Source organism: Rhizobium sp. RAF56, from assembly GCF_052113965.1.
In the GTDB taxonomy this organism is placed as follows: domain Bacteria; phylum Pseudomonadota; class Alphaproteobacteria; order Rhizobiales; family Rhizobiaceae; genus Rhizobium.
This window is the reverse complement of the sequence record NZ_JBFRDU010000014.1, coordinates 79134-101856: the sequence shown is the minus strand read 5'-3', so window position 1 is coordinate 101856 and position 22723 is coordinate 79134. Positions and strand designations below refer to the sequence as shown.

20 protein-coding genes and 2 pseudogenes are annotated in these 22723 nt (G+C 60.7%); 4 read left to right on the top strand and 18 right to left on the bottom strand.

The annotated features are described in order from the left end of the window. Window positions 1–88 precede the first annotated feature (88 nt). Entirely contained in the window at window positions 89–1162 is a 1074-nt protein-coding gene (locus tag AB4048_RS14030; RefSeq protein ID WP_442202578.1) for a sugar ABC transporter substrate-binding protein, read from the bottom strand. A gap of 150 nt (window positions 1163–1312) precedes the next feature. On the opposite strand from AB4048_RS14030, the gene AB4048_RS14025 reads away from it, so the two are divergent. Next, window positions 1313–2356 (top strand): LacI family DNA-binding transcriptional regulator, encoded by a 1044-nt coding sequence (locus tag AB4048_RS14025; RefSeq protein ID WP_442202577.1) that lies wholly within the window; start codon window positions 1313–1315, stop codon window positions 2354–2356. Between the two features lie 334 nt (window positions 2357–2690). On the opposite strand, the gene AB4048_RS14020 is transcribed toward AB4048_RS14025, so the two are convergent. From AB4048_RS14020 to AB4048_RS13980, 9 genes are all read right to left on the bottom strand, one after another. After that, window positions 2691–3098 carry a RidA family protein gene (locus AB4048_RS14020; RefSeq protein ID WP_442202576.1) on the bottom strand — a complete coding sequence of 136 codons (408 nt, stop codon included), beginning with the start codon at window positions 3096–3098 and terminating at the stop codon, window positions 2691–2693. Window positions 3099–3215: 117 nt separating this feature from the next. After that, the gene (locus AB4048_RS14015; protein ID WP_442202575.1) at window positions 3216–4484 is read right to left on the bottom strand and encodes an SfnB family sulfur acquisition oxidoreductase; all 1269 of its coding nucleotides are present in this window, start codon (window positions 4482–4484) and stop codon (window positions 3216–3218) included. A 548-nt stretch (window positions 4485–5032) separates the two neighbouring features. Continuing rightward, the gene (locus tag AB4048_RS14010; RefSeq protein WP_442202574.1) at window positions 5033–6310 is read right to left on the bottom strand and encodes an acyl-CoA dehydrogenase family protein; all 1278 of its coding nucleotides are present in this window, start codon (window positions 6308–6310) and stop codon (window positions 5033–5035) included. A 39-nt stretch (window positions 6311–6349) separates the two neighbouring features. Next, entirely contained in the window at window positions 6350–7120 is a 771-nt protein-coding gene (locus tag AB4048_RS14005; RefSeq protein WP_442202573.1) for an ABC transporter ATP-binding protein, read from the bottom strand. A 23-nt stretch (window positions 7121–7143) separates the two neighbouring features. Next, window positions 7144–8484 (bottom strand): ABC transporter substrate-binding protein, encoded by a 1341-nt coding sequence (locus tag AB4048_RS14000; protein WP_442202572.1) that lies wholly within the window; start codon window positions 8482–8484, stop codon window positions 7144–7146. 90 nt (window positions 8485–8574) lie between these two features. Beyond that, on the bottom strand, window positions 8575–9636 hold the full coding sequence (locus AB4048_RS13995; RefSeq protein ID WP_442202571.1) for a branched-chain amino acid ABC transporter permease: 1062 nt from the start codon (window positions 9634–9636) through the stop codon (window positions 8575–8577). Between the two features lie 2 nt (window positions 9637–9638). Further along, window positions 9639–10520: a branched-chain amino acid ABC transporter permease gene (locus AB4048_RS13990; RefSeq protein ID WP_442202570.1), complete on the bottom strand. Its 882-nt coding sequence runs from the start codon at window positions 10518–10520 to the stop codon at window positions 9639–9641. Window positions 10521–10530: 10 nt separating this feature from the next. After that, window positions 10531–11298, bottom strand: coding sequence for an ABC transporter ATP-binding protein (locus tag AB4048_RS13985; RefSeq protein WP_442202569.1), 768 nt, complete (start codon window positions 11296–11298; stop codon window positions 10531–10533). Next, window positions 11298–12707, bottom strand: a complete 1410-nt coding sequence (locus tag AB4048_RS13980; RefSeq protein WP_442202568.1) for an LLM class flavin-dependent oxidoreductase — start codon at window positions 12705–12707, stop codon at window positions 11298–11300. The genes AB4048_RS13985 and AB4048_RS13980 overlap by 1 nt, the downstream gene beginning before the upstream one ends. A 408-nt stretch (window positions 12708–13115) precedes the next feature. Here AB4048_RS13980 and AB4048_RS13975 point away from each other — a divergent pair, with 408 nt between their 5' ends. Continuing rightward, window positions 13116–13580 (top strand): RrF2 family transcriptional regulator, encoded by a 465-nt coding sequence (locus AB4048_RS13975; RefSeq protein ID WP_442202567.1) that lies wholly within the window; start codon window positions 13116–13118, stop codon window positions 13578–13580. A gap of 348 nt (window positions 13581–13928) precedes the next feature. Here AB4048_RS13975 and AB4048_RS13970 read toward each other — a convergent pair. The 6 genes and pseudogenes from AB4048_RS13970 to AB4048_RS13945 form a co-directional block, all read right to left on the bottom strand. Next, window positions 13929–15291, bottom strand: a pseudogene (locus AB4048_RS13970) (O-acetylhomoserine aminocarboxypropyltransferase/cysteine synthase family protein). 104 nt (window positions 15292–15395) lie between these two features. After that, window positions 15396–16433 (bottom strand): isopenicillin N synthase family dioxygenase, encoded by a 1038-nt coding sequence (locus AB4048_RS13965; RefSeq protein ID WP_442202566.1) that lies wholly within the window; start codon window positions 16431–16433, stop codon window positions 15396–15398. Between the two features lie 31 nt (window positions 16434–16464). Next, window positions 16465–16761, bottom strand: coding sequence for a hypothetical protein (locus AB4048_RS13960; RefSeq protein ID WP_442202565.1), 297 nt, complete (start codon window positions 16759–16761; stop codon window positions 16465–16467). Beyond that, window positions 16751–17542: an ABC transporter ATP-binding protein gene (locus AB4048_RS13955; protein ID WP_442202564.1), complete on the bottom strand. Its 792-nt coding sequence runs from the start codon at window positions 17540–17542 to the stop codon at window positions 16751–16753. The genes AB4048_RS13960 and AB4048_RS13955 overlap by 11 nt, the downstream gene beginning before the upstream one ends. After that, entirely contained in the window at window positions 17542–18537 is a 996-nt protein-coding gene (locus tag AB4048_RS13950; protein WP_442202563.1) for an ABC transporter permease, read from the bottom strand. Before AB4048_RS13950 ends, AB4048_RS13955 begins: the two co-directional genes overlap by 1 nt. Before the next feature lie 10 nt (window positions 18538–18547). Then, complete coding sequence (locus AB4048_RS13945) at window positions 18548–19573, bottom strand: ABC transporter substrate-binding protein (protein ID WP_442202562.1); 1026 nt, start codon at window positions 19571–19573, stop codon at window positions 18548–18550. A gap of 230 nt (window positions 19574–19803) precedes the next feature. Between AB4048_RS13945 and AB4048_RS13940 the strand changes: the two are divergent. Further along, a pseudogene (locus tag AB4048_RS13940) lies at window positions 19804–19943 on the top strand (acyl-CoA dehydrogenase family protein); the annotation flags it as partial. 63 nt (window positions 19944–20006) lie between these two features. Here AB4048_RS13940 and AB4048_RS13935 read toward each other — a convergent pair. Together AB4048_RS13935 and AB4048_RS13930 are read right to left on the bottom strand one after the other, a co-directional pair. Then, complete coding sequence (locus AB4048_RS13935; protein WP_442202561.1) at window positions 20007–21209, bottom strand: SfnB family sulfur acquisition oxidoreductase; 1203 nt, start codon at window positions 21207–21209, stop codon at window positions 20007–20009. A gap of 252 nt (window positions 21210–21461) precedes the next feature. Next, window positions 21462–21668, bottom strand: coding sequence for a homocysteine S-methyltransferase family protein (locus AB4048_RS13930; RefSeq protein WP_442202560.1), 207 nt, complete (start codon window positions 21666–21668; stop codon window positions 21462–21464). A 14-nt stretch (window positions 21669–21682) separates the two neighbouring features. On the opposite strand from AB4048_RS13930, the gene AB4048_RS13925 reads away from it, so the two are divergent. Further along, window positions 21683–22072, top strand: a complete 390-nt coding sequence (locus AB4048_RS13925) for a hypothetical protein (protein ID WP_442202559.1) — start codon at window positions 21683–21685, stop codon at window positions 22070–22072. Window positions 22073–22723 lie beyond the last annotated feature (651 nt).

Sequence of the window (22723 nt, the reverse complement as noted above, 5' to 3'; positions counted from 1 at the left end):
TTCCTGTTGGGTCCGGGCCGCGAAAAGCGCAGTCCGGGCGGAATCTGCTGCCGCCAAGAATGATGACCGGCCGGCAACCTCGCCGCGATCAGCAGTGCGGCTTCTTATCGGCCGCATTCTTGTAGACCTCATCGATTTTCAGCCAGTAAGGATGATCGCAGACGAACTTGCCGATTTCGGCCGCCCCGACAAAATAGATCGGCGTCTTGACCCACGGGATGTCGCCGGCGCCGTTGTCAATGGTGGCGGACGCGTCTAAGGGCTGGCACTGTGCCATGGCCACTGCAGCCTTGGCACCGTTGGTCGCCATCTCGTCTGGAGCTGGCCACACGCTTCCAGCTTGCCGTCCCTCGACGATCGCCTGCGCCGCTGAAAGCTCCATATCCTGGCCGGTGACAGGGATCGAGCCCGCCTTGATGCCGGCGCCCTCGATCGCTTGCAACACGCCCAGTGACATGCCGTCATAGGAGACGAGGAATGCCTGGATGTCGTTGCTATTCTGGGTCAGCGCATTTTCGGCATTGGCCTGCGCTGGCTCTGTTTTCCACGACGGCGTAAACTGATCCATGACGATCTTGATGTCGCCCTTGGCCGCCAGCGGGTCGAGGATCGCATGATAGCCCTCCTGCATCTGGGTTGAGCCGGTTTGACCGGCATCGCCGCCAATCAGCACGTAGTTGCCCTTGGGCACCTTAGCGGTGATGGCCTTAGCGGCGACCATGCCGCCTTCCTTCGGGTCGCGGCCGATAAAGGCGGTCTGCTTGGCACCCAGGATCAGATCGTCATAGGAGGCGATCGGCACGTGGGCGGCCGTTGCGAGGTCGGCAATCTGCGCCGCGACGTGGAAATCGACCGGTTGGATGACGATCGCATCGACGCCTTGCGTAATGACGTTCTCGGCCTGCGCAATCTGGTTCTGCGCGTCGTTCTCGGCCGACTGCACGAGCACCTGATAACCTGCCGCCTCGGCTGTCTTCTTGAAGAACGGCACATCGGCATTGAGGTAACGGAAGGCAGTCTGCTGCTTCAGCATGAAGGCGATTTGTTTGGTCTTGCCTGGCTTGCATGCGTCGGCGGCGTCAGCCGGCAAACTGGCAACAGCCAAGGCCATGATCACGGCGGATGACGCGGCGAGCGCGGAAACAGAGTATCGAACTTTCATTATATCCTCCCTTGATTTGGCAGATTGATCTTCATTATTGTTACCGGTAACAATGGATAACATGGCGAGTTAATCCACGTAAATTCAAATATTGCTAAGTAAAAAATGATATTATAACAATGATGCAATGTTACGTAACGGGAGAAGAACTTGGCTGTAACGCTGCGCGATGTCGGGAAACGGGCTGGCGTGTCGTCGATGACCGTCTCGCGGGTCATCAACGGGCGCGAGGGCGTAGATGTGGAAACGCAGCGGAAGGTCGAGGACGCAATCGAGGAACTGGACTATATCCCGAACCGGATCGCCCGCGGGCTAACCTCACAGAAGACCGCCACGATCGGCCTGATCATTCCGGACGTCGTCAACCCTTTCTTCTCGCCGGTGGTGCGCGGCGCCGAGATGACGGCGCGCAAGGCTGGCTACCGCGTTCTCTTGTGCAACACCGAGGGCGACCTGAGGCTGGAGCGCGACTATATTGAGGACCTGGTCGCGCACCGGGTCGAGGGGCTTCTTCTGGCGCCGGCCAACGATGAGTCCAGGCATAGCGTGTTTCCGCTACTGCGCCGCGACTTCCCGCTTGTCCTCATCGACCGCGCCTTGCCCGATCTCGATTGCGATCTGATCGTCTCGGATAGTGCGACAGGTGCGCGCAAGCTGGTCGAGCATCTGATTGCTGTCGGCCATCGCAACATCGCACACGTCACCGATGCCGACGATACGTCAACCGGACGAGAACGTTTGCGCGGCTATCAGGAAGCCCTGGCCGCCGCCAGTATCCCCTATCGCGAGGAATTGGTATTCCGTACGACTGTCGACCAGATCGGCGGCTATCGTGCGGCACAACAGGTCCTCGCTCTCAGCCCGATGCCGACGGCGATTTTCACAGTCAACAATATGACGGCGGTCGGCACCATGCAGGCGCTGCGCGAGCGGGGCCTCTCGGTCCCCGACGACATGGCGCTGGTCTGCTTCGACGAGGTCGAGCATCTCGCCGTGCTCTCCCCGTTCTTGACTGTCATAGACCAGCCGGCCGAGACATTCGGCAGCCTTGGCGCGCAGTTGCTTCTGGAGAGAATTTCCGGCAAGGCGGGCAAGCGCAGCCGGCGCATCGTGCTGCAGACGGACCTGATCATCAGGATATCGTGCGGATCAAAAATCGGCGTGCCAACGAGAGGCGATAGCGCGCTCGTTTAATCTGATCTCGCGTTTACGGTCGTCATTGGGTCGCCCAGCGTGACGTGCGCAGCCGGGGGCCTGCACCGATTTGCCGCTGAGATGGAGTTTCGTCAGAGAAGCAGTAAAAGGCACAGTGCAAACTCTAAGTATCCAACTGGCTTTGTCACATTGTTGAGTAGGGCAGCAAGGATCCCTCATCTCAGGTGCTTTCAAGCGGCGGCGGTTGCCGCCTCGCGCCAGGTCTTCATCGCCCATGCGCGCGGCCACCCTTCCATCAGAACTCTCGACGGGACGCGGTCCGGTCCAAGCTCACGCCGGAGGCCGTTCGCAGTCAGTGTAAGCCCGAATGGCTTCAGTTGGCCCTAGCCACAACCAGATCAATTTCCACCAGTGCGCTGCGTCCCAATTTGGCGGCGCCGATGGTCGTGCGGGCGGGAAGGCGATCTTGGTCGTGGAAGTGCCGATGATAGACCTGGTTGAGACCTGCATAGTCGCGGTCGAAATTCGACAGGTAGATGCGTGCGAAAGCCGTGTTTTCCAGCCTGTAGCCAGCAGCATCAAGAATGCGGTTGAGATTGAGGAAGACGAGGTCTGTCTGATCTTCGATCGAAGCGGGCAGGGCGGCTTCCGGGTTGTCAGGGTCGACCGGCAACTGCCCAGTTACGTGCAGGATATCGCCGATCTCCACGGCGTGAGCGTAGCGGGCCGTCGCAGGTGGCGGGGCTGCGTTGGGGACGAAGATGCGGCGTAGGGTTGGCATGGCTGGCGTCTCTTCTGGTATGACCACGGGCCGGGCAGGTCGAAGACTGGAATTTCTACCATAAGCCTGCAAGACGCCGCCGACGTCTGGATCGGCGGCGGCGCTGTTTGCAAAGATTCAGCTCCACGGATGACGGGGAGGATTTACGCCGTTCAAATAGAAGTTACCGACATGGAAGAACTTCCAACGGACCGGGTCGTGCAGCGTGTGAGCCCGCGCGTTTCGCCAGTGGCGGTCGAGATTGTGCTTGTCGAGCGTCGAGCGTGTACCGGCCAATTCGAAAAGCTTGTTCGTGGCAAGGATCGCGATCTCCGTCGTCAGTACCTTGGCCTCGGCGGTCTTGACCGTCGCTTCTGCGACTGTTTCCTCAGTGGGGTTGCTGAGGCCGAGGTCGATCGCCTCGCCAGCGATGCCGAGGAGTGCCTCGGCGGCGTGAAGCCTGATCTTGAGATCGCCGATTGCAGCAATGGTGAAAGGATCCTCGCCCGCAGTCTCCTTGCCGGTATCGATCCAGGGTCGGCTTTGCGTCTTGACGAAGGTGATTGTTTCTTCGATGGCGCCACGGGCGATGCCGGCATCGATGGCGGCCTGGATGATCTGGGACACCGGGCCCGCGATGGTTGGCCTATCGAAGGCGGCAACGGGCAGAAGGCGGCTCTTCGGAACGCGGGCATTCTCGATCTTTACGGATCCTGACGCCGTGGTCCGCTGGCCGAAGCTCGACCAATTGTTCGTAACGGTGATGCCCGGCGCATCGCGATCGGTAAAGACGAGGAAGCCGTTGCCGTTTTCATCCACTGCCACGACGGGGATGATGTGCGACAGCAAGGCGCCGGTCGCGTAGAATTTCTCTCCATTGACGACCACATGGTCGCCGTCATATGCGATCCTCGTTTCGAACGCGGCGACGGTTTTGCTGTTAAGCTCCGAAAAGGCGTTTCCGAACCGCAGGCCGGCCAGCACCCAACCGAAGAACTCCTTTTTTTGTTCGTCCGAGCCGTCGAGATCGATGTGGCCGTTGATAGCAAGGTGGTTCTGCGTGATCTGGGCGATGGAAGAATCCGCTGCGGCGATTATGGCGATCACGCGCACGAGCGTCTTGTAGGAAACGCCGGGGCCGCCATAAGCCTTCGGTATGTTTATGCCCCACAATCCACTTTGCGAATAGGCATCTATTTCGGCGAGCGGAAGAAGACCTTCCTTATCCCGAAGCGCGGCGCCCGGCGCAAACTCGGCCGCGAGACGCGTCGCGACAGTAATCGCTTCCTCGTCAGTCTTGATGATATGCGCGGGCGTCTCCGGACGCGGCCTCGGCGGAACAGGGTCGTTGGAGTTCACACGCGGGTGAAGCGCGTAGTCGATAGGCTGCTTTTCGATAACTCCCATGGCGGCGCTCCTCGTTGATAGCGGGAGCAGTTTTCCCTTTAATTCATAAAATCCATAGATAAAATCATGTTTCGAACTTGGCACCGGAAGAAATATCTTTCGAATTTAGGCCATTGGTGGGGAAAGAAGCCGCGACGCTCGGCTTATGCGCTTTAGACGGGGGCGTAAGGCAAGCGCTAAAGGTACTCTTCGAGGCTGATCTCCTCATCTCGATTTCTGTGGCGACCGCTCTTGTCGCCATCGAGTTTCGATACGATCAGATAGCGCTTAGTTGGTTGTGTTTGCCCGAGCTTGCAAGTGTCCGCGCGGCGCGCCGAGCTTCAGAACGGCTCCGCTATGACAGAGGGAATTCCTATATTCTCCGGCGCTCCAAGGGCAGGGCTCGTACTCAATCGTCAAAGCGATTGGGAAATTTTATCCCAATGATGGGATTGGCTGAGGTAAAGCAAACTTTGCCGTCCCGACTGCCTGCCGTTGCCGCATTTCAGGTGGTTGTGACAATGCCCTCGCGGGTGGCAGCTCACGCACGCGAGGGCGAGCGCCGCGGGCTATGCGGCTTCAGCTGGCTTGGGCTTTGCATTGGAATCCGGGGTAACCGCGGGCGCCTCGCCGATGCGCCATTGGTAGGGCGGGAGAGTGCCGTTGACCGCGTAGTCGCCCACGATCCGATCCTTGTAGATGCGCGGATTGTGGGAGGAGAGCGTGCGGGCATTGCGCCAGTGGCGGTCGAGGCCATTCGGCTTCTTGGTGGACGACGCGCCAAGCGCATCGAAGATGAGGGTTGAGGCCTCGAGCACCAGATTGGTAATGACGGTCACGGCCTGCGAGGTTTCTAGTTCAGTGATCGCATTGGCGCGTTCTTCGACATCTTCGTCTCCTGCGAAATGTGCCTGATATGCGCGCTCGATCGCCGCGGCCACCTGCAGTACGATCGCGCTTGCCGCGTACGCGTTCCCTCTCAACCGGCCGACCACCTGCAACACTTGGGGATCCTCGCTGGATCGTGCGCCCGCACCGTTCGAATAGGTTCGCGTACGCGCCGCAACCGCTTGAGCGGTTTCGTTCGCGATTGACCGCCCGATACCAGCAAGCGTGGCCAGATGGACAAGCTGGTAGAAGGCCGCCCCGTAGCGGAATTTTTTCTCGTCGACGATGATATCATCCTCGTCGACGGCGACATTCACAAAGGTCGTGGTGCCACTGGCGGTCTGCGTCTGGCCGAAGCCGTCCCAATCATCGACGACCGCGACGCCCGCGGCGTCTCGTCTGACCTGCAGAACTACACCGCTGCCGTCCAGACCTGTCGCGCCGACATCGATCCAGTCCGCGAAAAGGGAGCCGGTCGTGTAGTATTTGGTGCCGTTGACGACCAGTCTCCCATCCTGCTTGGATACGCGCGTCGAAAACGCCTCCTGCTTGGCATTGCCTATCTCTGTCCAGGCGTTGCCGGCGATATCTCCATGCGCGATCCGCTCGGTCCACCGCTTACGGGCCGCATCGCCGGGTTGCTTGTTTATGACGTCCTCGACAAACCCGAAGTGGCCGCGAAGAGCCTGCGTAATGTTCGAATCCGCTTGCGACAACTCGATAAGGATATTGGCCAGTTCGGGCAGGGTTGCGCCAAGCCCGCCCTCCGCCTCCGGCACTCGAAGTGCGCCGAGACCGGCCTTTTTCAGCTGATTGATTTCATCCTGCGGCAGCCCCCGCGTAAGCTCCCGATGGATAGCTCCCTTGGCGATTTCTTTAAAAAGGGGGCGGAAGCGTGCCACCAGGTCCTCGTAGCGTGCAGTGGGGCCGGCGCCCCAGGCAAGATCGATCTGCGTCATCAATTTTATCCTTGTTTTTCGTCGGTACCGAATGAACCACTAGTTCACCCGGGCGGCGCGTACGCCGCCAAGATAGAAGTCGTGAACATCCTCGCGGGCTCGCAACTCTTCGGCCGTTCCGGACAGCGCGACCCGACCGTTTTCGAGGATGTAGCCGTAGTCGGCATACTTGAGCGCCAGATTTGCATTCTGCTCGGCAAGCAGGAAACTGACGCCAGACCGGGTATTCAAAGTGCGGATGATCTCGAAGATCTCCTGCACGATGATTGGGGCCAATCCCATGGAAGGCTCGTCCAGCAGAACAAGGCGGGGTTTTGTCATCAGCGCCCTGCCGATAGCGACCATCTGCTGTTCGCCACCGGAGGTGAGGCCAGCCTTGGTGTTCCGCTTTTCCCTGAGGCGAGGGAACCAGCCGTAGACCTGCTCAAGACTGCTGAGCAGATCCGCACGTGAAGGCTTGCGCACGAAACCACCGGCGAGGATGTTTTCCTCGACCGTCAGATGTGGGAAGCAATGGCGGCCTTCGAGCACCTGCACCACACCTTTAGCGACGAGCCGTGACGCCGAGAGCCCACTGACGGATTCGCCCTGCAAGTGGATGCTGCCGCGGCTGATCTTGCCGCGCTCGGGACCCAGAAGGTTCGAGATCGCCTTGAGCGTCGTGGTTTTCCCGGCGCCGTTGGCTCCGAGGAGGGCAACGATCTTGCCCTCATCGACCTTTAGCGAAACGTCGCGGACAGCCAGGATCGCCTGACCATAAAGCGCCTCAATGTTGCGAATCTCGAGGAAGCTGGTTGTCTGAACGGTCATGGTTCCGCCTGTCCTCGTTCGGTTTAGTTTTGTGCTTCGCGCGGCTGGATGCCTTTTTCCTTGGCATAGGCAGCTGCCTTTGCCTTAATCACTTCCGCGAAGAGTGTCGGGTCGGCCTTGATCCAGTCGGTCTTGGCATCCCACGACTGTCCGTTCCATTGGATAATCTTGCCGGCGACGGTTTCGCCCTTGTGATTGTCGAGCGTCGTCTTGAGCGGACTGATCAGCCCCTCCGCGCCGAGGTCGGCGAGGCGTTTGTCGTCGATATTGAGGTTTTCCAGCGCCCATTGGCCTTCAGCCGCCGTCAGTGGCCGGTTGCCAAACTTCTTGTGACCAGTACGCAGGGCCTCGACGAAGGTGATCGCTTCGATCACGCCGTAGTTGTAGTACACCGTGCCGAATTTGCTGTTGTCCTTGAGGTCGGATTTGCCCTTATCGAGAATGTTTTCCTTGAGCTTCTTGATGATGCCGTAGTCGGTGCCCGGCGGAAAGACGGACACCGCGAGGTAGCCCTTCGCCGCGGCACCGGCCGGTCGAGCATCATCTTCCGAACCGCTCCAGATATCGCCGATGATGTGGTCGACCGGGAAGCCGACTCGGGCAGCCGTCTTGATGGCGACGGGCGTCATGACGCCCCAGCCGCGCAAGAAGACCCAGTCGGCGCCGGAACGGCGGATTTGCTGCCACTGCGCCTGCTGCTGTTCACCCGGATGGGGAACCGGAAGCTGGATGTCCTCGAAGCCGTACTTCTTGGAGAGAATGCCGAGGGGTTCGATCGTGTCACGGCCGTAACCGGAGTCATGATAGAGGGTCGCGATCTTGAGGCCCTTCAGCTTGTCGTAGCCGCCCGCCTGCTTGGCAATATAATCGACGATGATCTGTGCCTCGCTCCAGTAGTCGAAGATTAGGGGATACTGGTAGGGAAACACGCGGCCGTCGGTGGCGATGTTCTGGCCGCCGCCGGGGCTGACAATCGAGATCTTGTCGATACGGGCCTTATCGGTCAGGGCAACGTCCAGGCCGCTCGAGTGCGGATAGATGGCCGCCGTCAAAGCGCCGTTGTAGCCGTTCTTGTATCGCTCGTAGCACTCGATGCCGCGCTCGATAGTGTAGGCGGTCTCGCATTCCTGGATCAGGATCTTGACCCCGTCGACGCCGCCTTCGACCTCGTTGACGTACCTTAGATAGTCGATGTTGCCCGCTCCGAATGGAATGAAGGAGGGCGCATATGGTCCGGTTCGATAAGTGAACAGTGGATAGAGCTGCTGGCCGCTGCCGTCCTCTGCGAAGGACGGGCTTGTCATCACGCTGGCGGCGACGGTGGCAGCGGCCGCGAGAGCGAGCGCCTTGGCTATAAGAGACATGGTATTACCCCTCGAAAGTGGATTAAGGATTGGCGCCAAGCGCTTGGGAGAGGCGGGAAACTTCGGCGCCGGAAGCTCCGCCTTTTGAAATTATCCGGCCGCCTTCTCGCCGCTAGGTCGAAGGCGTCCAATGGCTTTGCGGGCAAGGCTCGACAATCCGTCGGGCTCCTTGATCAGCAGTAGGATTATGATCACGCCAAAGATGATGCGCTGTAGGTTGGCCAGCGCGCCCTGATCGGCGAGCAGCGAAAGGTCCACCACGAGCGACAGCCGATCGAGCAAAATAGGCATCAGAATGATGAAGGCCGCGCCAAGGAAGTTGCCGAAGATCGTGGCCACGCCGCCGATAAGAACGATGAAAAGCACCTGGAACGATTTGTCGAGATTGAAGGCATGCGCGTCGGAGGTTCCGAGATAGGCAAAGGCCCAGAGCGCGCCTGTGATGCCCAGGAAGAACGAGCTGATGGCGAAGGACAGCAGCTTTCGCTGGCTCACCCGGATGCCGATGACGGATGCGGCCGTATCCATGTCGCGGATCGCCATGAACTCCCGGCCGACCCTGCTTTTCACAACGGCGAATGCGAGAGCGATCAGGATCACTGTCGTTGCCGCGACGAGATAGTAGCGCCCAACGGCCGATTGCAGGTCCAAACCGAAAACGTCGAGCCGCGGCGCTGAGATCGTCAGCGACTGGCTGTCATTGGAAAACCAGCCGAAATTCGTGAACAGCCACTCGAAGAAGAATTGCGCGCCCAAGGTCGAGGCCCCGAGATAAAATCCCTTGATTCTGAGGGAAGGCAGGCCAAAAACGACGCCCGCAGCGGCCGCAACCAGTCCCGCGACCACTAGCACGACCGGCAGCGGCAGGAAGGGCAGGCGGAGCAACAGATTGTAGGTCGTGAAGGCGCCGATCGACATGAAAGCCGCCGAGCCGAGCGACACCAGGCCGGTATAGCCCTGCAGAAGGTTGAGCCCGATGCCGGCCAGCCCCATAACGATGGTGGGGATGATGATTGAGCTCAGCCAATAGTCGTCCGCGACCGCGGGCACCGCACCGAATACTGCAAACAGCCCAAGGACGACCCATAGAGTTGACGCATTGAGCGGCGAGCGAACGACGGTCGAATAGGCCGGTTCCTGGAACGCGGTCATGGTCACACCCTTTCGATTTCACGGTCGCCGAAAAGGCCGGCGGGGCGGATGAGGAGGAAGACGAGGGCGAGGATGTAGGCGAACCAGGTCGAGACGCTGCCGTTGACCAATGGCCCGACATAAATGTCGGCCAGGGCTTCCGTCGCGCCCACCAGGAGGCCGCCGACGATCGCCCCAGGAATGGAGGAAAAGCCGCCGATAATCAGAACCGGAAGCGCCTTCAGAGTTACGAGCGACAACGAATACTGCACACCTTGGCGGGAGCCCCATACAAGGCCCGCGACCAAAGCAACAACGCCCGCGACGCTCCAGACCACTCTCCAGATCACAGGCAGGCGGATGCCGATCGACTGGGCCGCCAGCGTGTCGTCGGCTACGGCGCGAAGCGAAATGCCCATGCGCGTCTTGTTGAAGACGATGGCGAGGACCACGACGAGCGATAGGGCGACGACGGATGCGACGACATCGAACTGGCTGACAAAAATACCGCCGACTTCCATGGCGACATCGGGAATGCCGATATCCAGCATGTGAACGTCGGCACCCATGGTGAGCTGGGCCAGCCCCTCGATGATGAAGCTCAGGCCCAGTGTTGCCATGAACAACGTCAGCGCGTCGCGATTTCGCAGTGGACGCAGCACGAGCCACTCGATCGCGATGGCCATGACCACCATCAGCGCGGCCGTGAGGATAAATGCGAGCGCGAACGGAATGCCGCGCTCGACGAGCGTTACAAACGCAAGCGCCGAGAACAGCAGCATGGCGCCCTGTGCAAAATTGAAAACGCCCGAGGCCTTGTAGATCAGCACAAAACCGATAGCGACGAGCGAATACATCACCCCGGCGAACAATCCGCCGACCAGCGTTTCAAGGAAGAAGGACATTGGCATCTCCTCAGTGAACCGTGCCGAGATAGGCGGCGATGACATCGGGGTTGTTGCGCACGTCCTCGGGCGTGCCGTCGGCGACCTTGCGCCCGTAGTCGAGCACGACGACATGGTGCGCCAGGCTAAGCACAATGCCGACATCGTGCTCGATCAGGACCACGGTGGTTGCGAAGGTGCGATTGACCTCCGCGATCACCCGGCTCATCTCCAGCTTTTCATCCTGATTCATGCCGGCCATCGGCTCGTCGAGCAGAAGCAATTTCGGATCCGCGACCAAGGCACGGGCGAGATCGACGCGCTTTTGCACGCCATAGGGAAGGGTCGCGACGATCTTGTCCGCGTGCCGTTCCAGGCCGAGAAAGGCGATGACGCGTTCGGCGCGCGCGTGGAACTCACGGCGCTCCGCGCTGTCCCGGCCGAAACGAAGGATGTTCTCCGCAAAGCTCGCCTTTCCGTGCCGGGACAAGCCCGCCAGGACGTTTTCACGAAGCGAAAGCCGGCGGAACAATGCGTTGTGCTGGAAAGTCCTGCCGACGCCCAGGCGTGAAGCCTTCTGTGGATGGATCGCCTCGAAGCGTCGACCGTCAAATACAACGTCACCGGAATCGGCGCGATAGACGCCGTTTATCACATTCAGGAGCGAGCTTTTTCCGGCGCCATTCGGACCGATCAATGCGCAGATCTCGCCTTTGGCGACCGAGAAGCTGAGAGCATCGATGGCCCGGACACCCTTGAACGATAGCGAGACGTCGTGAAGTTCGAGAAGCGCCGACATTACGCGATTGCCGTCTTGAGTTGGCGTGCGGCGGCGCTTCGCTTGACCGCCTCGATGTCGCGAAAAGCATCCGCCGGGTGGTTTTTCGGAAGGTAGGGACCCTCGCCGAAGAGCTTTTCGCGCAGCGTCCCCGGCTTGTAGGCTGTCGGGTAGACCCCTCGCTTTTGAAGTTCCGGCACCAGCAGGTCAACGGCCTGCTCGAAGCTTTCAGGGGTTACCGCATAGGCCAGGTTGAAGCCGTCGACATCCGTTTCCTCGACCCACTCCTGAAGGATATCAGCGATAGTACTGGGCGATCCGACGAAGACAGGGCCAACGCCTCCAATGCCGCCCCACTTGGCGAGCTCTTCGACCGTCCAGGCTTTATCCTTGCCGGCAAAATGCTCGACCATCGAAACGATGGCGTTGGTTTCCACCTTCTTCAGCGCATCGGTGGGTGCGTACTGGCCAAAGTCGATACCGCTCCAGCCGGACATGAAGACAAGCGAACCGTCATAGGACGTATAGTTCTGATAGTCGTCGAACCGTTTTTGCGCCTTCTCATCCGTCTCGTCGATGATGAGCGTCGTCAGGTTGTAGATCAAAACTTTCCGCGGATCGCGGCCAGCGGCGGCGGCCTTTTGACGGATTTCGGAAACATAGGCCTTCAGCAGCGACTTCGTCGGGGCGCCGACGAATACGCATTCCGCGTGTGCAGCAGCAAAGGCCTTGCCCGGTCCGGACGCGCCCGCCTGATAGAGTACGGGCGTGCGCTGGGGGGAGGGTTCGCTGAGGTGATAGCCCGGTACGTCGAAATACTTGCCTCTGTGGCCGATCTCGTGGACCTTGCTCGGGTCGGTGAAAATGCCGCGCGTGGGGTCGCGCTGCACCGCGCCTTCCTCCCAACTTCCTTCGAACAATTTGTAGAGTACGTCGACATATTCGGCTGCGATCTCATATCGGTTGTCATGACGCTGGAGGCCAGCCTGACCGACGTTCTTCGCTCCGCTTTCAAGATAGGAGGTCACGATGTTCCAACCGACACGGCCCTTCGTGTGGTGGTCCGCGGTCGATAGGCGACGAGCGAACGTGTAGGGATGCTCGAACGACGTCGATGCCGTAATACCGATCCCCAAATGCTCGGTCGCAAGCGCGATCGGCGCCGCCAGCTGAAGCGGATCGTTGACCGGAATCTGCGCCGCCTGTTCGATAGCGTGATAATTTGAGCCTTTATAGACGTCGTAATATCCGATGACGTCGGCGATGAAGATCCCGTCGAAAATGCCGCGTTCCAGTGTCCTCGCAAGATCCTGCCAATAGTCCAGGTCCTTGTATTTCCAAGACTTATCCCTTGGATGCTTCCACAGTCCCGGGGACTGATGTCCAACGCAATTCATGTCGAAGGCATTAAAGCGAATTTGGCGGGGCATGGAATCTCCAACGAAGGCTCATCAATGCCCACACCCTATCCGTCAAGAAAGGAGCAGCACAGTAATTACATAGTTTTTATATTCTATTATTTGAAAGATTTTCCTATGATGGGGGAGCAGGAGAGCACAGCGCCATCGAGAACGCGGCCGACGGCTGCCTTCGACTGCGGGTGACGGCGGTAGCCTGCCGCCATTGGTTTACTTCAGAACGTCGTCTGGATGATGCCGATCGGTTACGCCGGTTGCGGAAAAGTGAATAGATTTGGGATGACGCAGGTCGTTTTCATTGAAAGCATTCTTATAAATTAATTATATCGTTTTTATATGTTTCTCGCCTGCCAAAAACAGCTGGCGTGTAGGAAGAACGCCTATGGCGACTGGCGGAAACAATGTGGAAAGCGGACTGAGATGCTGACGAAAAAAGGAAAATACGGCCTGAAAGCGCTTGTAGAGTTGGCGCGGCTGGAGCCCGGCGAGACGGCTTTCGTCAGCGAGATTGCGCTTCGCAACAATATTCCAAAGAAGTTTCTGGATACGATCCTGCTCGAACTCCGCAATGCCGGCACGTTGCGTTCCAAAAAGGGTCCAGGCGGCGGCTATTCGCTTGCACGTCCGGCTTCGGAGATTCGTATCGGCCATGCCATCCGTGTCCTTGATGGACCTTTGGCCCCGATCCGCTGCGCCAGCCGAACAGCTTATGAAGCCTGCGATGACTGCGCGGATCCGCAGACCTGTCAGGTCCGTCGAGCAATGACCGACGTCCGAGACGCGATCGCGTCCATTCTCGATTCCATGACGCTCGAACAGTTCGTTGCGGTGCCTGGCGCGGCTGCGATCGTCGATGATGAAGAATTGGACAAGCGGGCCGGCTGAGGTCTGTTTATCGCGAAGGGTGCGCCGGCTTCGGTCAGCCGATCACACGAGGTAAGGCACCGCGGGCGCCAAGCGCGGGGCGCAAGGTGATTTCATCGTGAGCCTTGGCCATCGGCGCGGCGGCCGTGCTCGCCGACCGGATCGTCGCCATGAAACCTTGGCCGGGTCGGATGCTCGAGGAGATCAAACGCCGCCCCGTTGGCACCCTCGATCGTTCCCTGCCTGAAAAAAAGCGGGCGGACTACCGCCGCGTAGCCCGCCCGGCAGGTTGCTGTTTGTGCAAGTCGTGAGCAGCCGGCGGAACGCTGTTTTAGAGAGGCATCCTGCCGGCTTATCTCGCTTGCGGTATCAGGCTGCTTCCAGCGCCTCGGCGATGTCGGCGATAATGTCGTCGGGGTGTTCGATGCCGATGGACAGGCGGACATAGCCGGGGGTGACGCCGGTGGCGAGCTGTTCCTCGGGGCTGAGCTGAGAATGCGTCGTGGTCGACGGATGGATCGCCAGTGAGCGTGCGTCGCCAATATTGGCGACGTGGTAGAGAAGCTGCAGTCCGTCGATGAAGCGACGGCCCGCCTCGCGGCCGTCTTTCAACTCGAAGCCGACGAGGGCGCCATAGTAGCCTTGACGCAGATATTTCCTTGCCCGTTCGCCGGCTGCATCCGTCTGGAATTTCGGAAAGATGACCCTCGCGACCTTCGAGTGATTGTTGAGAAATTCGGCAACCTTGACGGCGTTCTCGTTGTGCTGGCGCAGGCGCAGAGGCAGCGTCTCGAGGCCCTGGATGAACTGGAAGGCGCTCTGCGGGCTGATTGGCAGCGCCGATGTCGCGTAACAGCACGGCCCGAACCCGCAAAATATAGGGGTGGAAGTCGATCGCCGCAGCCTTCTCGATCCAGTTCTTTTGGTGATAGCTCGGATCCGGCTCATGCAGCGTTGGGAAGCGCTCGGCGAGATCCTTCCAGGGAAAATTACCGCCATCGACGATAGCGCCGCCGATCGAGGTGCCGTGGCCGCCGATATATTTGGTCGTCGAATAGACGACGACGGCGGCCCCATGCTCCAGTGGCCGGATGATGAGGGGAGCTGCGGTGTTGTCGACGATCAGCGGTATGCCGAAGCGTCGGCCGACCTCGGCGACCTCGGCGATCGGGAAGACCTCGAGTTTCGGATTGGGAAGGGACTCGGCATAATAGGCGCGGGTCCGATCGTCGGTCGCCCGGGCGAACGCTTCCGGATCGGCGGCATCGACGAAGCGGGTTTCGATGCCGAAGCTCTTCAGCGTCGCAGCAAACAGCGCCCAGGTGCCGCCATAGATGCCAGTCGCGCTTACGATGTTGTCGCCGGCGCGCGCAAGGTTGAGGACGGCGAAGGCGGACGCCGCCTGTCCCGAGGCGAGCGCCAGCGCGGCTGCTCCGCCCTCGAGTTCTGCCAGGCGCTGCTCGAAGGCATCCTGCGTCGGATTGGAGACGCGCGTGTAGAGGTGGCCGGCCGCCTCCAGCGCAAAAAGCTTGTCGGCGCCGTCAGTGCCGGGAAGCTGGAACGACGATGTCTGGTAGATCGGCACGGCCACCGCGCCGGAAACCGGGTCGAAGCGGAAACTGCCGCCGTGCAGCGCGATCGTTTCCGGATGGCGCCGCAGCGAGCGGGGACCGGAAGTGCCCGAAGGCAGCACTGGGGTTTCCGGAACGGGCGCAGGATTGTGAATGGTCATGCGGTTCGCCTTTCTATTTTGGTTGCGGTCGGACAAAATACCTCCATGGGCGACACCGACGCGCCGGCCGTGGGTAATTCTGATGTCATCGGGCATGCCCCGGCTCAGGCGGATGCTTTTTCCCGCGCCTGTTCTTCCAGCAGGTCGGAGTGGTGTTCGTGCGCCACATCGGGATGAGAGCGCAACCGTGACTTCAACACGTTGCGGCCGACTTCTCGGAACAGCGGATTAAGTGGATCTTGCGTTACGCCGCGCACCTCTGAGGCGAGGTCCGGTGGCAGGTCAAGGACGGGAATGGAGGCCGCGAGGTTGGCCCCGAGGAAAAAGGGAATGGAGAGGCGGTCGCCGCCGGCGGCGGGCGTCACCACCCGATGGATATTGGCTTTCAGATAGCCGTTCGAGGCTAGCTCCAACAGTTCGCCGATATTGACGACGAAGGTGCCGCGGACCGGGGGCGCGTCGATCCATCCGCCCTCGCCATCATCGACCTGCAGGCCGCCGACGACATCCTGCAGCAGGATGGTGACGAAGCCGCCATCCTTATGGGCGCCAACGCCCTGGTCGCTGTCGGTCTGGTCGCGGCCGGGATATCGCACGATCTTCAGGAGCTGGTTCGGGCCGTTGCGGTAGATGGGCTCGAAGACATCGGGCTTTTGTCCGAGCGCCTCTGAGAAGGCCTGCAGCACCTTGATGCCGACTGCCGTCACGTCGGCGATCCATTTCAAGACAGGCTCGCGCAACTCCGGCAGGGCCGGCGGAAACTGGTTGGGGCCGATCAGCCGCCTCCACGGCGCATCGTCCGGCAGAAGATCGAGCTTTCCGCGCTCGGGCCCGAAATCAACCTGCTCGCGCCAGTCCTGGGTGCCGCGGGTATACTCGAAGCCGGCTCGATTGTAGCCGCGGAAATGCGGGGATTTGCGCATCTCGATTTCGAGCTTGTCTTTTTCCGGCAACGAAAAGAAGCGGCGGGCAAGCGCTGTCAGCGCATCGATCTCGTCCTGCGGGATACCGTGGCCGGCCAGGTAGAAAAAGCCGACCGTGCGGCTCACATCGCGCAACTCGGCGAGCGCTTCTGCGCGCTCGGCATGGTCCGGCGCGAAGCGTCTGAGATCAAGGACGGGAAGGGATTTCGGGGCGGTCATATTGATCTTGATCCTTTTAATTGTTGGTCACTCAGGCAGAGCGCCGCGCTGAGCGAAGGATGAGGCTGACGCTGAGCGTCGCCAAGCCCGCCCAGAAGACGGATGAGGAATAGGTCTTGATGCCCAGCCAGTGGCTTGATTTGCACAGCGCCTGCGCCAGCGTGCACAGATCGCTGGAGCCGCCGATGCAGGTCGCCGCCTGGCGGTAGCTGATGTAGTCGTTGGCCACGACCTCTCGGAAGACGAGCCACCACCATGCAAGGCCGATCGCAAGGACGGCGGCGCCGAGTATCGCCAAGGCGTTGGCAAGGCGGGGATCAGACGTCATGCGACACTCCGAGTTTTTCGAGAAGGGCCTGGCGCTGAACAATCAAGTCCGCATCGTCTCGGCGGCGCGGGTGCGGCTTGCGGACGGTGACGTCGGCGATGATTGTGGCGGGCCGATCACCAAAAACGATCACGCGGTCGGCCAGGAGCAGAGCCTCCTCGACGTCGTGGGTGACGAGAAGTGAGGTAAATCTGGATCGCTGCCAGAGCTGCAGCAGTTCCTTCTGCATTTTTAGCCGCGTCAGCGAGTCGAGCTTGCCGAAGGGCTCATCGAGCAGCAGCAGCTTGGGATCGTTGACGAGCGCGCGAGCGATCGCGACGCGCTGTGCCATGCCGCCCGAAAGCTGGTGCGGATAGGCATCGGCGAAGGCGTCGAGCTTGACGAGTTTCAGGATGTCGTCGACGCGATGCTTCTCGTCCCTCAGGATGCCGCGTGCGTCGAGGCCGGCCGCGACATTTTTCCAGACGGTGAGCCAGGGAAACAACGTCGCGTCCTGGAAGACGAGGATGCGGGACGGGTCGGGTCGAGCGATCGGAGCGCCGTCTTCCAGCACTGTACCGCGTGTCGGGCTGTCGAGGCCGGCGGCGAGCCTGAGCAATGTCGATTTCCCGCAACCTGATGGGCCGAGCAGCGCAACGAACTCGCCGGGCTCGACATGGATGGAGATGTTGGAAAGGACCGGCAACCGCGTCTTGCCGAGATCGAACTCGTGACTGACATTGTCGATGTCGAGGCGCAGGTTGCGGGCCTCTTCCGTTTTCCGTGCAAGGGCGGCGGTCATCAGATGATCCCCTTCTGCCAGCCGAGCAGCCGCTCGCGGACGATGAAAAGCAGCTTCACCAGTCCGGCGCAGATGAGCGCCATGACGACGAGGGCGGCGTAGACGTTGGCATAGGCGGAATAGGCGGTATTGAATTGCAGGTACCAGCCGAGGCCGTATTTGGCGCCGAGCATTTCGGCGACGACCAGCACGGCGAAGGAATAGTAGAGGCCCATGAACAGGCCGACGAAGACGTTCGGCAGCGATGCCGGGATCGCGACCTTGAAGATCAGGTAGCGGTTGTTGGCGCCGAGGGTGCGGGCGACGTCGTAGAACGATCTATTGACCTGACCGACGCCGGCGGCCGTAAGGATCGCCACCGGAATGCCCGAGGCGAGCGCCACCAGGAAGATGCTGGCGTGGAAGGTCGAGGGAAAGATGAAGAAGGTGCAGGGTATCCAGGCGCTCGCCGGCACCGGTCCGATGAGCTTAAGCACCGGCATGCCCCAATAGGCGAAGCGTTTAGACCAGCCGAGCGCCACGCCCGCGGCAAAGCCCGTCGCGACGCCGGAGGCAAAGCCGAGGATCCACAACCGGCCGGTATAGGCGACACAGATCAGCAGGCGTTCCCAGTCAGTCAGGTAGACGTGCAGCAGACCCTGCGGCGGCGAGAAGAAAGGCTTCGGAAGCCAGCCTAGTTTCGCGGTCGTCAGCTCCCAGATCGAAAACCAGATGCCGATGGCAATGAACCACGGACCGTAGTGGACCAGCGTGCGGGTGCTCTCCGGCAGGCGAGGCACCACCACGGCGAGGACGAGAAAGATCGTCCCGCCGATCGCGGTCAGCAGCGCGAAGGCTTGCGTATCGCCCCAGACGACGACATCCGGCAGGAACCGGCTGATTGCTGCGGCGAGAAACCAGGTCGCGGCGGCGAAAAGGCCGTCCTTCCAAAGGTAGTCTTTGAGGGACGACCGCTCTCCGATCAGGGATGTGGCGTCTTGCGCGATATCGGCCATCAATCAGGCCTCACGCGAAGATGTCGAGCGTGACGCGGTGGGCGATCTCTTGCGGGTCGGTGCCCGCCTCGATGACGCCCGTGAGCTTCAGGTTCTCGTAGCCGATCTCCACCTCGTTCAGCAGGTCCTTGCCGAACCAGTTCTTGTGATAGGTGAGGCCGGCCAGAACTTCGGTCAGGTCCTCGAGCGGCAGGCCGGGCTTCAGCGTATCGAAGTACCACTTGGCGACCTCGTCCGGATGCTCGGCCGTATATTGATGGATCTCGAGGTTGGCTGTGGCGACGCGGCGGATCGTGTCCTTGTTGCTCTCGTAGTAGTCGCCGTTGACGCCGAGCACGCAGCAGACGCGATCCTGGAAGATGCCGGTCTGGGTGTCGTAGATCTTCAGAAAATCGTGTTGCTTCTCATAGGAATAGGCCCAGGGATCCATGTGGGCGACCGCATCGGCCTCGCCGCGAGCAACGCCTTCTGCGACGAGATCGAAGGGGAAGACTTTCCAGGTGACGTCATGCTCGGGATCAAGGCCGGCCTTGGCGAGCGCAACCGAGAACGCGACGCGCGAGGGGGAGGCGACATCGAAAGTGCCGATCGTCTTGCCCTTGAGGTCGGCGAGCGACCTGATGCCGGAGTCCTTCTTGACCAGCAGACGCTGGCAGCCGCCGTGCGAGCCGTGGAAGAGCTTGACGTCGAAGCCCTGTTCGATCGGCTTCAGCCAGTCGTAAAGCAGGCCGGGACCGGCCTCGGCTTTGTGAGTGGCGAGCGACTGGATGAGTGTCTGACCGCTGGCGCCCTGGTAGAAGAGTTCGACGTCCAGTCCGTTCTTGGCATATATGCCCTTGGACAATCCGAAGCCCACCGGCGAGTGGCAAGCGGCGACCTCGGTCCATTCGAGCTTGATCTTGTCGAGATTGCCGGCAATGGCATAGCCGCCGCGTCCGGTGATCGCTCCCACGGAAGCGGCAGCACCGGCGGCCCCTGCGGCTTTCAGGAAATTGCGTCTTGAAAAGATAGTTTTCTCGGAAACATTGGCGCTCATGGCGGATCCCCTTCGAGTGATTGGCCTACGCTATCGCGGACTTCATTTAATCTACAGAATTTATAGACTAATATGCCGCACGCGAACGAAAATTTATTTTCATACGCGGCGATTCCGCTGATCGAAGCTTGCGCTGTCATTACCGACGCAATTCTTATCGAAAGCGTTCAAATCCGATTTCTCGCCTCAAAGGAGGCGCTCCTCTCGCTGACCGTCATTCGTTTGAGCAGACCGCGGAAAAATATCGGTTCGATCGCTTCTGGCGCAATGTCCGTACCCACACGCTCCATGACCCGGTCTTCTATAAGGCTAAGGAAGTGAGGGAGTTTGTCCTGAACGACAGAATCCCGCCATCAGCCTCTACAGTTGACGGCGGCTCGCCGGCGCTGCGCGACGTCCCCGCCCGGCAACGCCGCGGCGGGGGGGGTTGCATTCAGAGGGCGCCGTTCTTCGGCGGGGTGACGCCGTTTAGGTGGTAGTTGCCGACGACGTGGTGTTTCCAGCGCACCGGATCATGCAGCGTATGTGTGCGGGCGTTGCGCCAATGCCGATCGAGGCCGAGGCCGGCACGGGTAGAGGATGTTCCAGCCAGTTCGAAAAGCACGCTGGAGGCCTCCAGAGCAATCTCCGTCGTCAGAACCTTCGCGGCTGCCACCGAGAGTGTTGCCGCTACGATGGCTTCTTCGGTGGGGGCCATCTGGGCGATATCGACCTTGCGGCCGGCGTGCCCAAGAAGGGCCGTGGCCGCTTCCAGGCGAATGGCGATCTCGCCTGCCCTGGCAATGGTCAGCGGATCGTCGGAAGCCCGCTCGACGCCACTGTCCATCCAGGGCCGCGACTTCGTCCTGACGAAATCGAGCATCTCCGCAAAGGCGGCGCGGGCGATGCCGAGATCCACGCCGGCGTGAATGATCTGCCCGACGGCGCCGATGGTCGTCGGTCGTTCGAACCCCTTGTGATGGAAGACGACGGCATCGGCGGCGACATAGACGTTGTCGAGGACGGTCGTGCCGCTGCCTGTCGTGCGTTGCCCGAAACCGTCCCAGTCATCGACGATCTCGATGCCTTGGGTCCCACGGGGCACGAAGGACATCGTTAGCTTATCCTCATGATCCAGCGCGAAAATCGTAATCCAGTCGGCAAAGATGACGCCGGTCGAGTAATATTTGCGGCCGCTGATGCGGTAGCCCAATCCGTCGCGGAGAACGCGAGTGTTATAATGGCCGACCGTCTTGGTGCCTCGTTCGGAGAGCGCGTTGCCGAACCGGTCGCCCGCGAGCGCGCGGCCGAAGAAGAAGCGTTTCTGTTCCTCGCTTCCGTCGGTTCTGAGCGCTTCGAGAATGTAGAAATGGTTCTGCGGGATCTGTCCGATCGAGCCGTCAGCTTCGGAGAGAATGGCCGTCACTTCCGCGAGAACGGCATTGGAAACGTCGATGCCGCCGTATTCGGCGGGCACCGTGATCGCCAGCAATCCAGACCGGGAAAGCGTTTCCAGCTCGCGATAGGGAAGCTGACGGTTGGCATCGCGCTCGGCGGCGCCGGCTGCGAACTCCTTCGCCAGTTCACGCGCCGCAGCGATCGCATCTTCTTCGCTCGACAAGCGCGCGGCGGCCGGGCGGATTCTTGCTACGTCCATCAACTTTCTCCCATTCAGATAGCCTATGGGTGAAAGAAGTCGGGGGCAAAAATAAGAGAATAAATTCCATAGATATTATATATTAGGAAATGTCTTTGCAGCGTCCCCTTGCGGCCCGCGCCGCCGCGGCCTCTTCGATCGCCCAGCCGTGGCACGGCGAACGCCCGCGCTTGTCCCCTCGTGACCGGGCTCACAAGCGTGCGATAAGTCGGGCGATGACGGGCCTGCTTTCGCAGGCCGTTCCTGAAGGCGTCAAGCGGCCGCGCGGCCGGCACTGATCGCGTGGATATGTTCGGGGCCGATGCCGCAGCAGCCACCGACGATGGTTGTTCCTTGGTCGACCCAGCGGCGCACCCATTTCAGATAGTTGGGAGGATCGAGGTCGGCGGGGATCTCCGAAATGCCAGCATAGGGCTCTTCGGAGTAACGAAGCTTTGCAGCGCAACCCATGTTTCGCATTTGCGCGCGTCATTTTGGCCGTCGCCTACGGCTATGCCGGACTTGCGGAGGAGGGCTATCGCCAGTTGGAGATTGCCAGTCGACTGAGCCCGCGCGACTACGCGCAGGCCGCGAACTTGTCGGTCGAAGGGCTATGCCATCTTGTCGCGTGCCGCTACGCCGACGCGGTTACTGCCGAACGGCGTGCCGTCCAGCTTCGGCCCGACTTCGGTACCGCCTGGCGCACGCTCACCGCAGCCGCAGGGCTCGCGGGCGACCTAGACCTTGCGCGACAGGGTCTCGTCGAATGCAAGCGTCTCCAGCCCAACGTCAGCATCACTTGGGTCGAAAAATACCATCCACTCATCCGGGTTGAGGACCGCGCCAGGTATATCGAGGGCTTGCGCCTGGCCGGCCTTGAATAGACCAGGCGAGATGATATGCCGCCCACGCCTCGTCGCCTTGTCTGCCATTGACACTTTCTGGAAGCGCCTGTCGTCTCATATCGGCCCGAAGCAGAAGTGGCATCTTCCGCTTTCCGGCCCCAAGCGACGCCGCCGAGGTAGGCTCGGTGCAGCCATTGGGCGGGCAAGTGTCGAACCAACGTCAGAGGTTCAGCCGATCCGCAACCAGGCACCGATCTCCGCACGGCCGATGATGACGCCCTGACTTTCGCGGAGCTCCCGAGTTCCACCAGCGTACTGGCGTCAACCTCGCTCGAGGCGGCGACAAACCTCAGGTTCCAGCTTCCCTCTCATTGCGACAGCCGTCGCGATGGTGGCGATCGTTTTCGCTCTCGCCTTCACCCACCACCCTGCCGCTCCAACTCGCGTATGGGTGTCATGGGGCAGGCCGTCTCCGGCGGGAGAGACGGCCTGCGCGGATCTGGGAGATCCGCATGCTCCAGCGGAGGGGAGGGCGCCGGAGACCTTGTGTCGCTTCGCCAGATCGTCGTCGGCGATGGGGTAAAGATAGACGGCGCGACGCTGCCGCGTAACTGAACTTAGGTATCGGAATGCACATTCCAGAGGCCAGTGTCACTGACCCAAAGTCACACTGGCAGCGCGATTGTATAG

Bases quoted from the DNA above. Each gene is read 5' to 3' on its own strand.
- AB4048_RS14000 (WP_442202572.1), bottom strand. From the start codon at position 8,484: ATGTCTCTTATAGCCAAGGCGCTCGCTCTCGCGGCCGCTGCCACCGTC.
- AB4048_RS13995 (WP_442202571.1), bottom strand. From the start codon at position 9,636: ATGACCGCGTTCCAGGAACCGGCCTATTCGACCGTCGTTCGCTCGCCG.
- AB4048_RS13980 (WP_442202568.1), bottom strand. From the start codon at position 12,707: ATGCCCCGCCAAATTCGCTTTAATGCCTTCGACATGAATTGCGTTGGA.
- AB4048_RS13935 (WP_442202561.1), bottom strand. From the start codon at position 21,209: ATGGACGTAGCAAGAATCCGCCCGGCCGCCGCGCGCTTGTCGAGCGAA.
- AB4048_RS13945 (WP_442202562.1), bottom strand. From the start codon at position 19,573: ATGAGCGCCAATGTTTCCGAGAAAACTATCTTTTCAAGACGCAATTTC.
- AB4048_RS13985 (WP_442202569.1), bottom strand. From the start codon at position 11,298: ATGTCGGCGCTTCTCGAACTTCACGACGTCTCGCTATCGTTCAAGGGT.
- AB4048_RS13950 (WP_442202563.1), bottom strand. From the start codon at position 18,537: ATGGCCGATATCGCGCAAGACGCCACATCCCTGATCGGAGAGCGGTCG.
- AB4048_RS13965 (WP_442202566.1), bottom strand. From the start codon at position 16,433: ATGACCGCCCCGAAATCCCTTCCCGTCCTTGATCTCAGACGCTTCGCG.
- AB4048_RS13990 (WP_442202570.1), bottom strand. From the start codon at position 10,520: ATGTCCTTCTTCCTTGAAACGCTGGTCGGCGGATTGTTCGCCGGGGTG.
- AB4048_RS14020 (WP_442202576.1), bottom strand. From the start codon at position 3,098: ATGCCAACCCTACGCCGCATCTTCGTCCCCAACGCAGCCCCGCCACCT.
- AB4048_RS14005 (WP_442202573.1), bottom strand. From the start codon at position 7,120: ATGACCGTTCAGACAACCAGCTTCCTCGAGATTCGCAACATTGAGGCG.
- AB4048_RS13955 (WP_442202564.1), bottom strand. From the start codon at position 17,542: ATGACCGCCGCCCTTGCACGGAAAACGGAAGAGGCCCGCAACCTGCGC.
- AB4048_RS13975 (WP_442202567.1), top strand. From the start codon at position 13,116: ATGCTGACGAAAAAAGGAAAATACGGCCTGAAAGCGCTTGTAGAGTTG.
- AB4048_RS13930 (WP_442202560.1), bottom strand. From the start codon at position 21,668: ATGCGAAACATGGGTTGCGCTGCAAAGCTTCGTTACTCCGAAGAGCCC.
- AB4048_RS14010 (WP_442202574.1), bottom strand. From the start codon at position 6,310: ATGACGCAGATCGATCTTGCCTGGGGCGCCGGCCCCACTGCACGCTAC.
- AB4048_RS13960 (WP_442202565.1), bottom strand. From the start codon at position 16,761: ATGACGTCTGATCCCCGCCTTGCCAACGCCTTGGCGATACTCGGCGCC.
- AB4048_RS14030 (WP_442202578.1), bottom strand. From the start codon at position 1,162: ATGAAAGTTCGATACTCTGTTTCCGCGCTCGCCGCGTCATCCGCCGTG.
- AB4048_RS14015 (WP_442202575.1), bottom strand. From the start codon at position 4,484: ATGGGAGTTATCGAAAAGCAGCCTATCGACTACGCGCTTCACCCGCGT.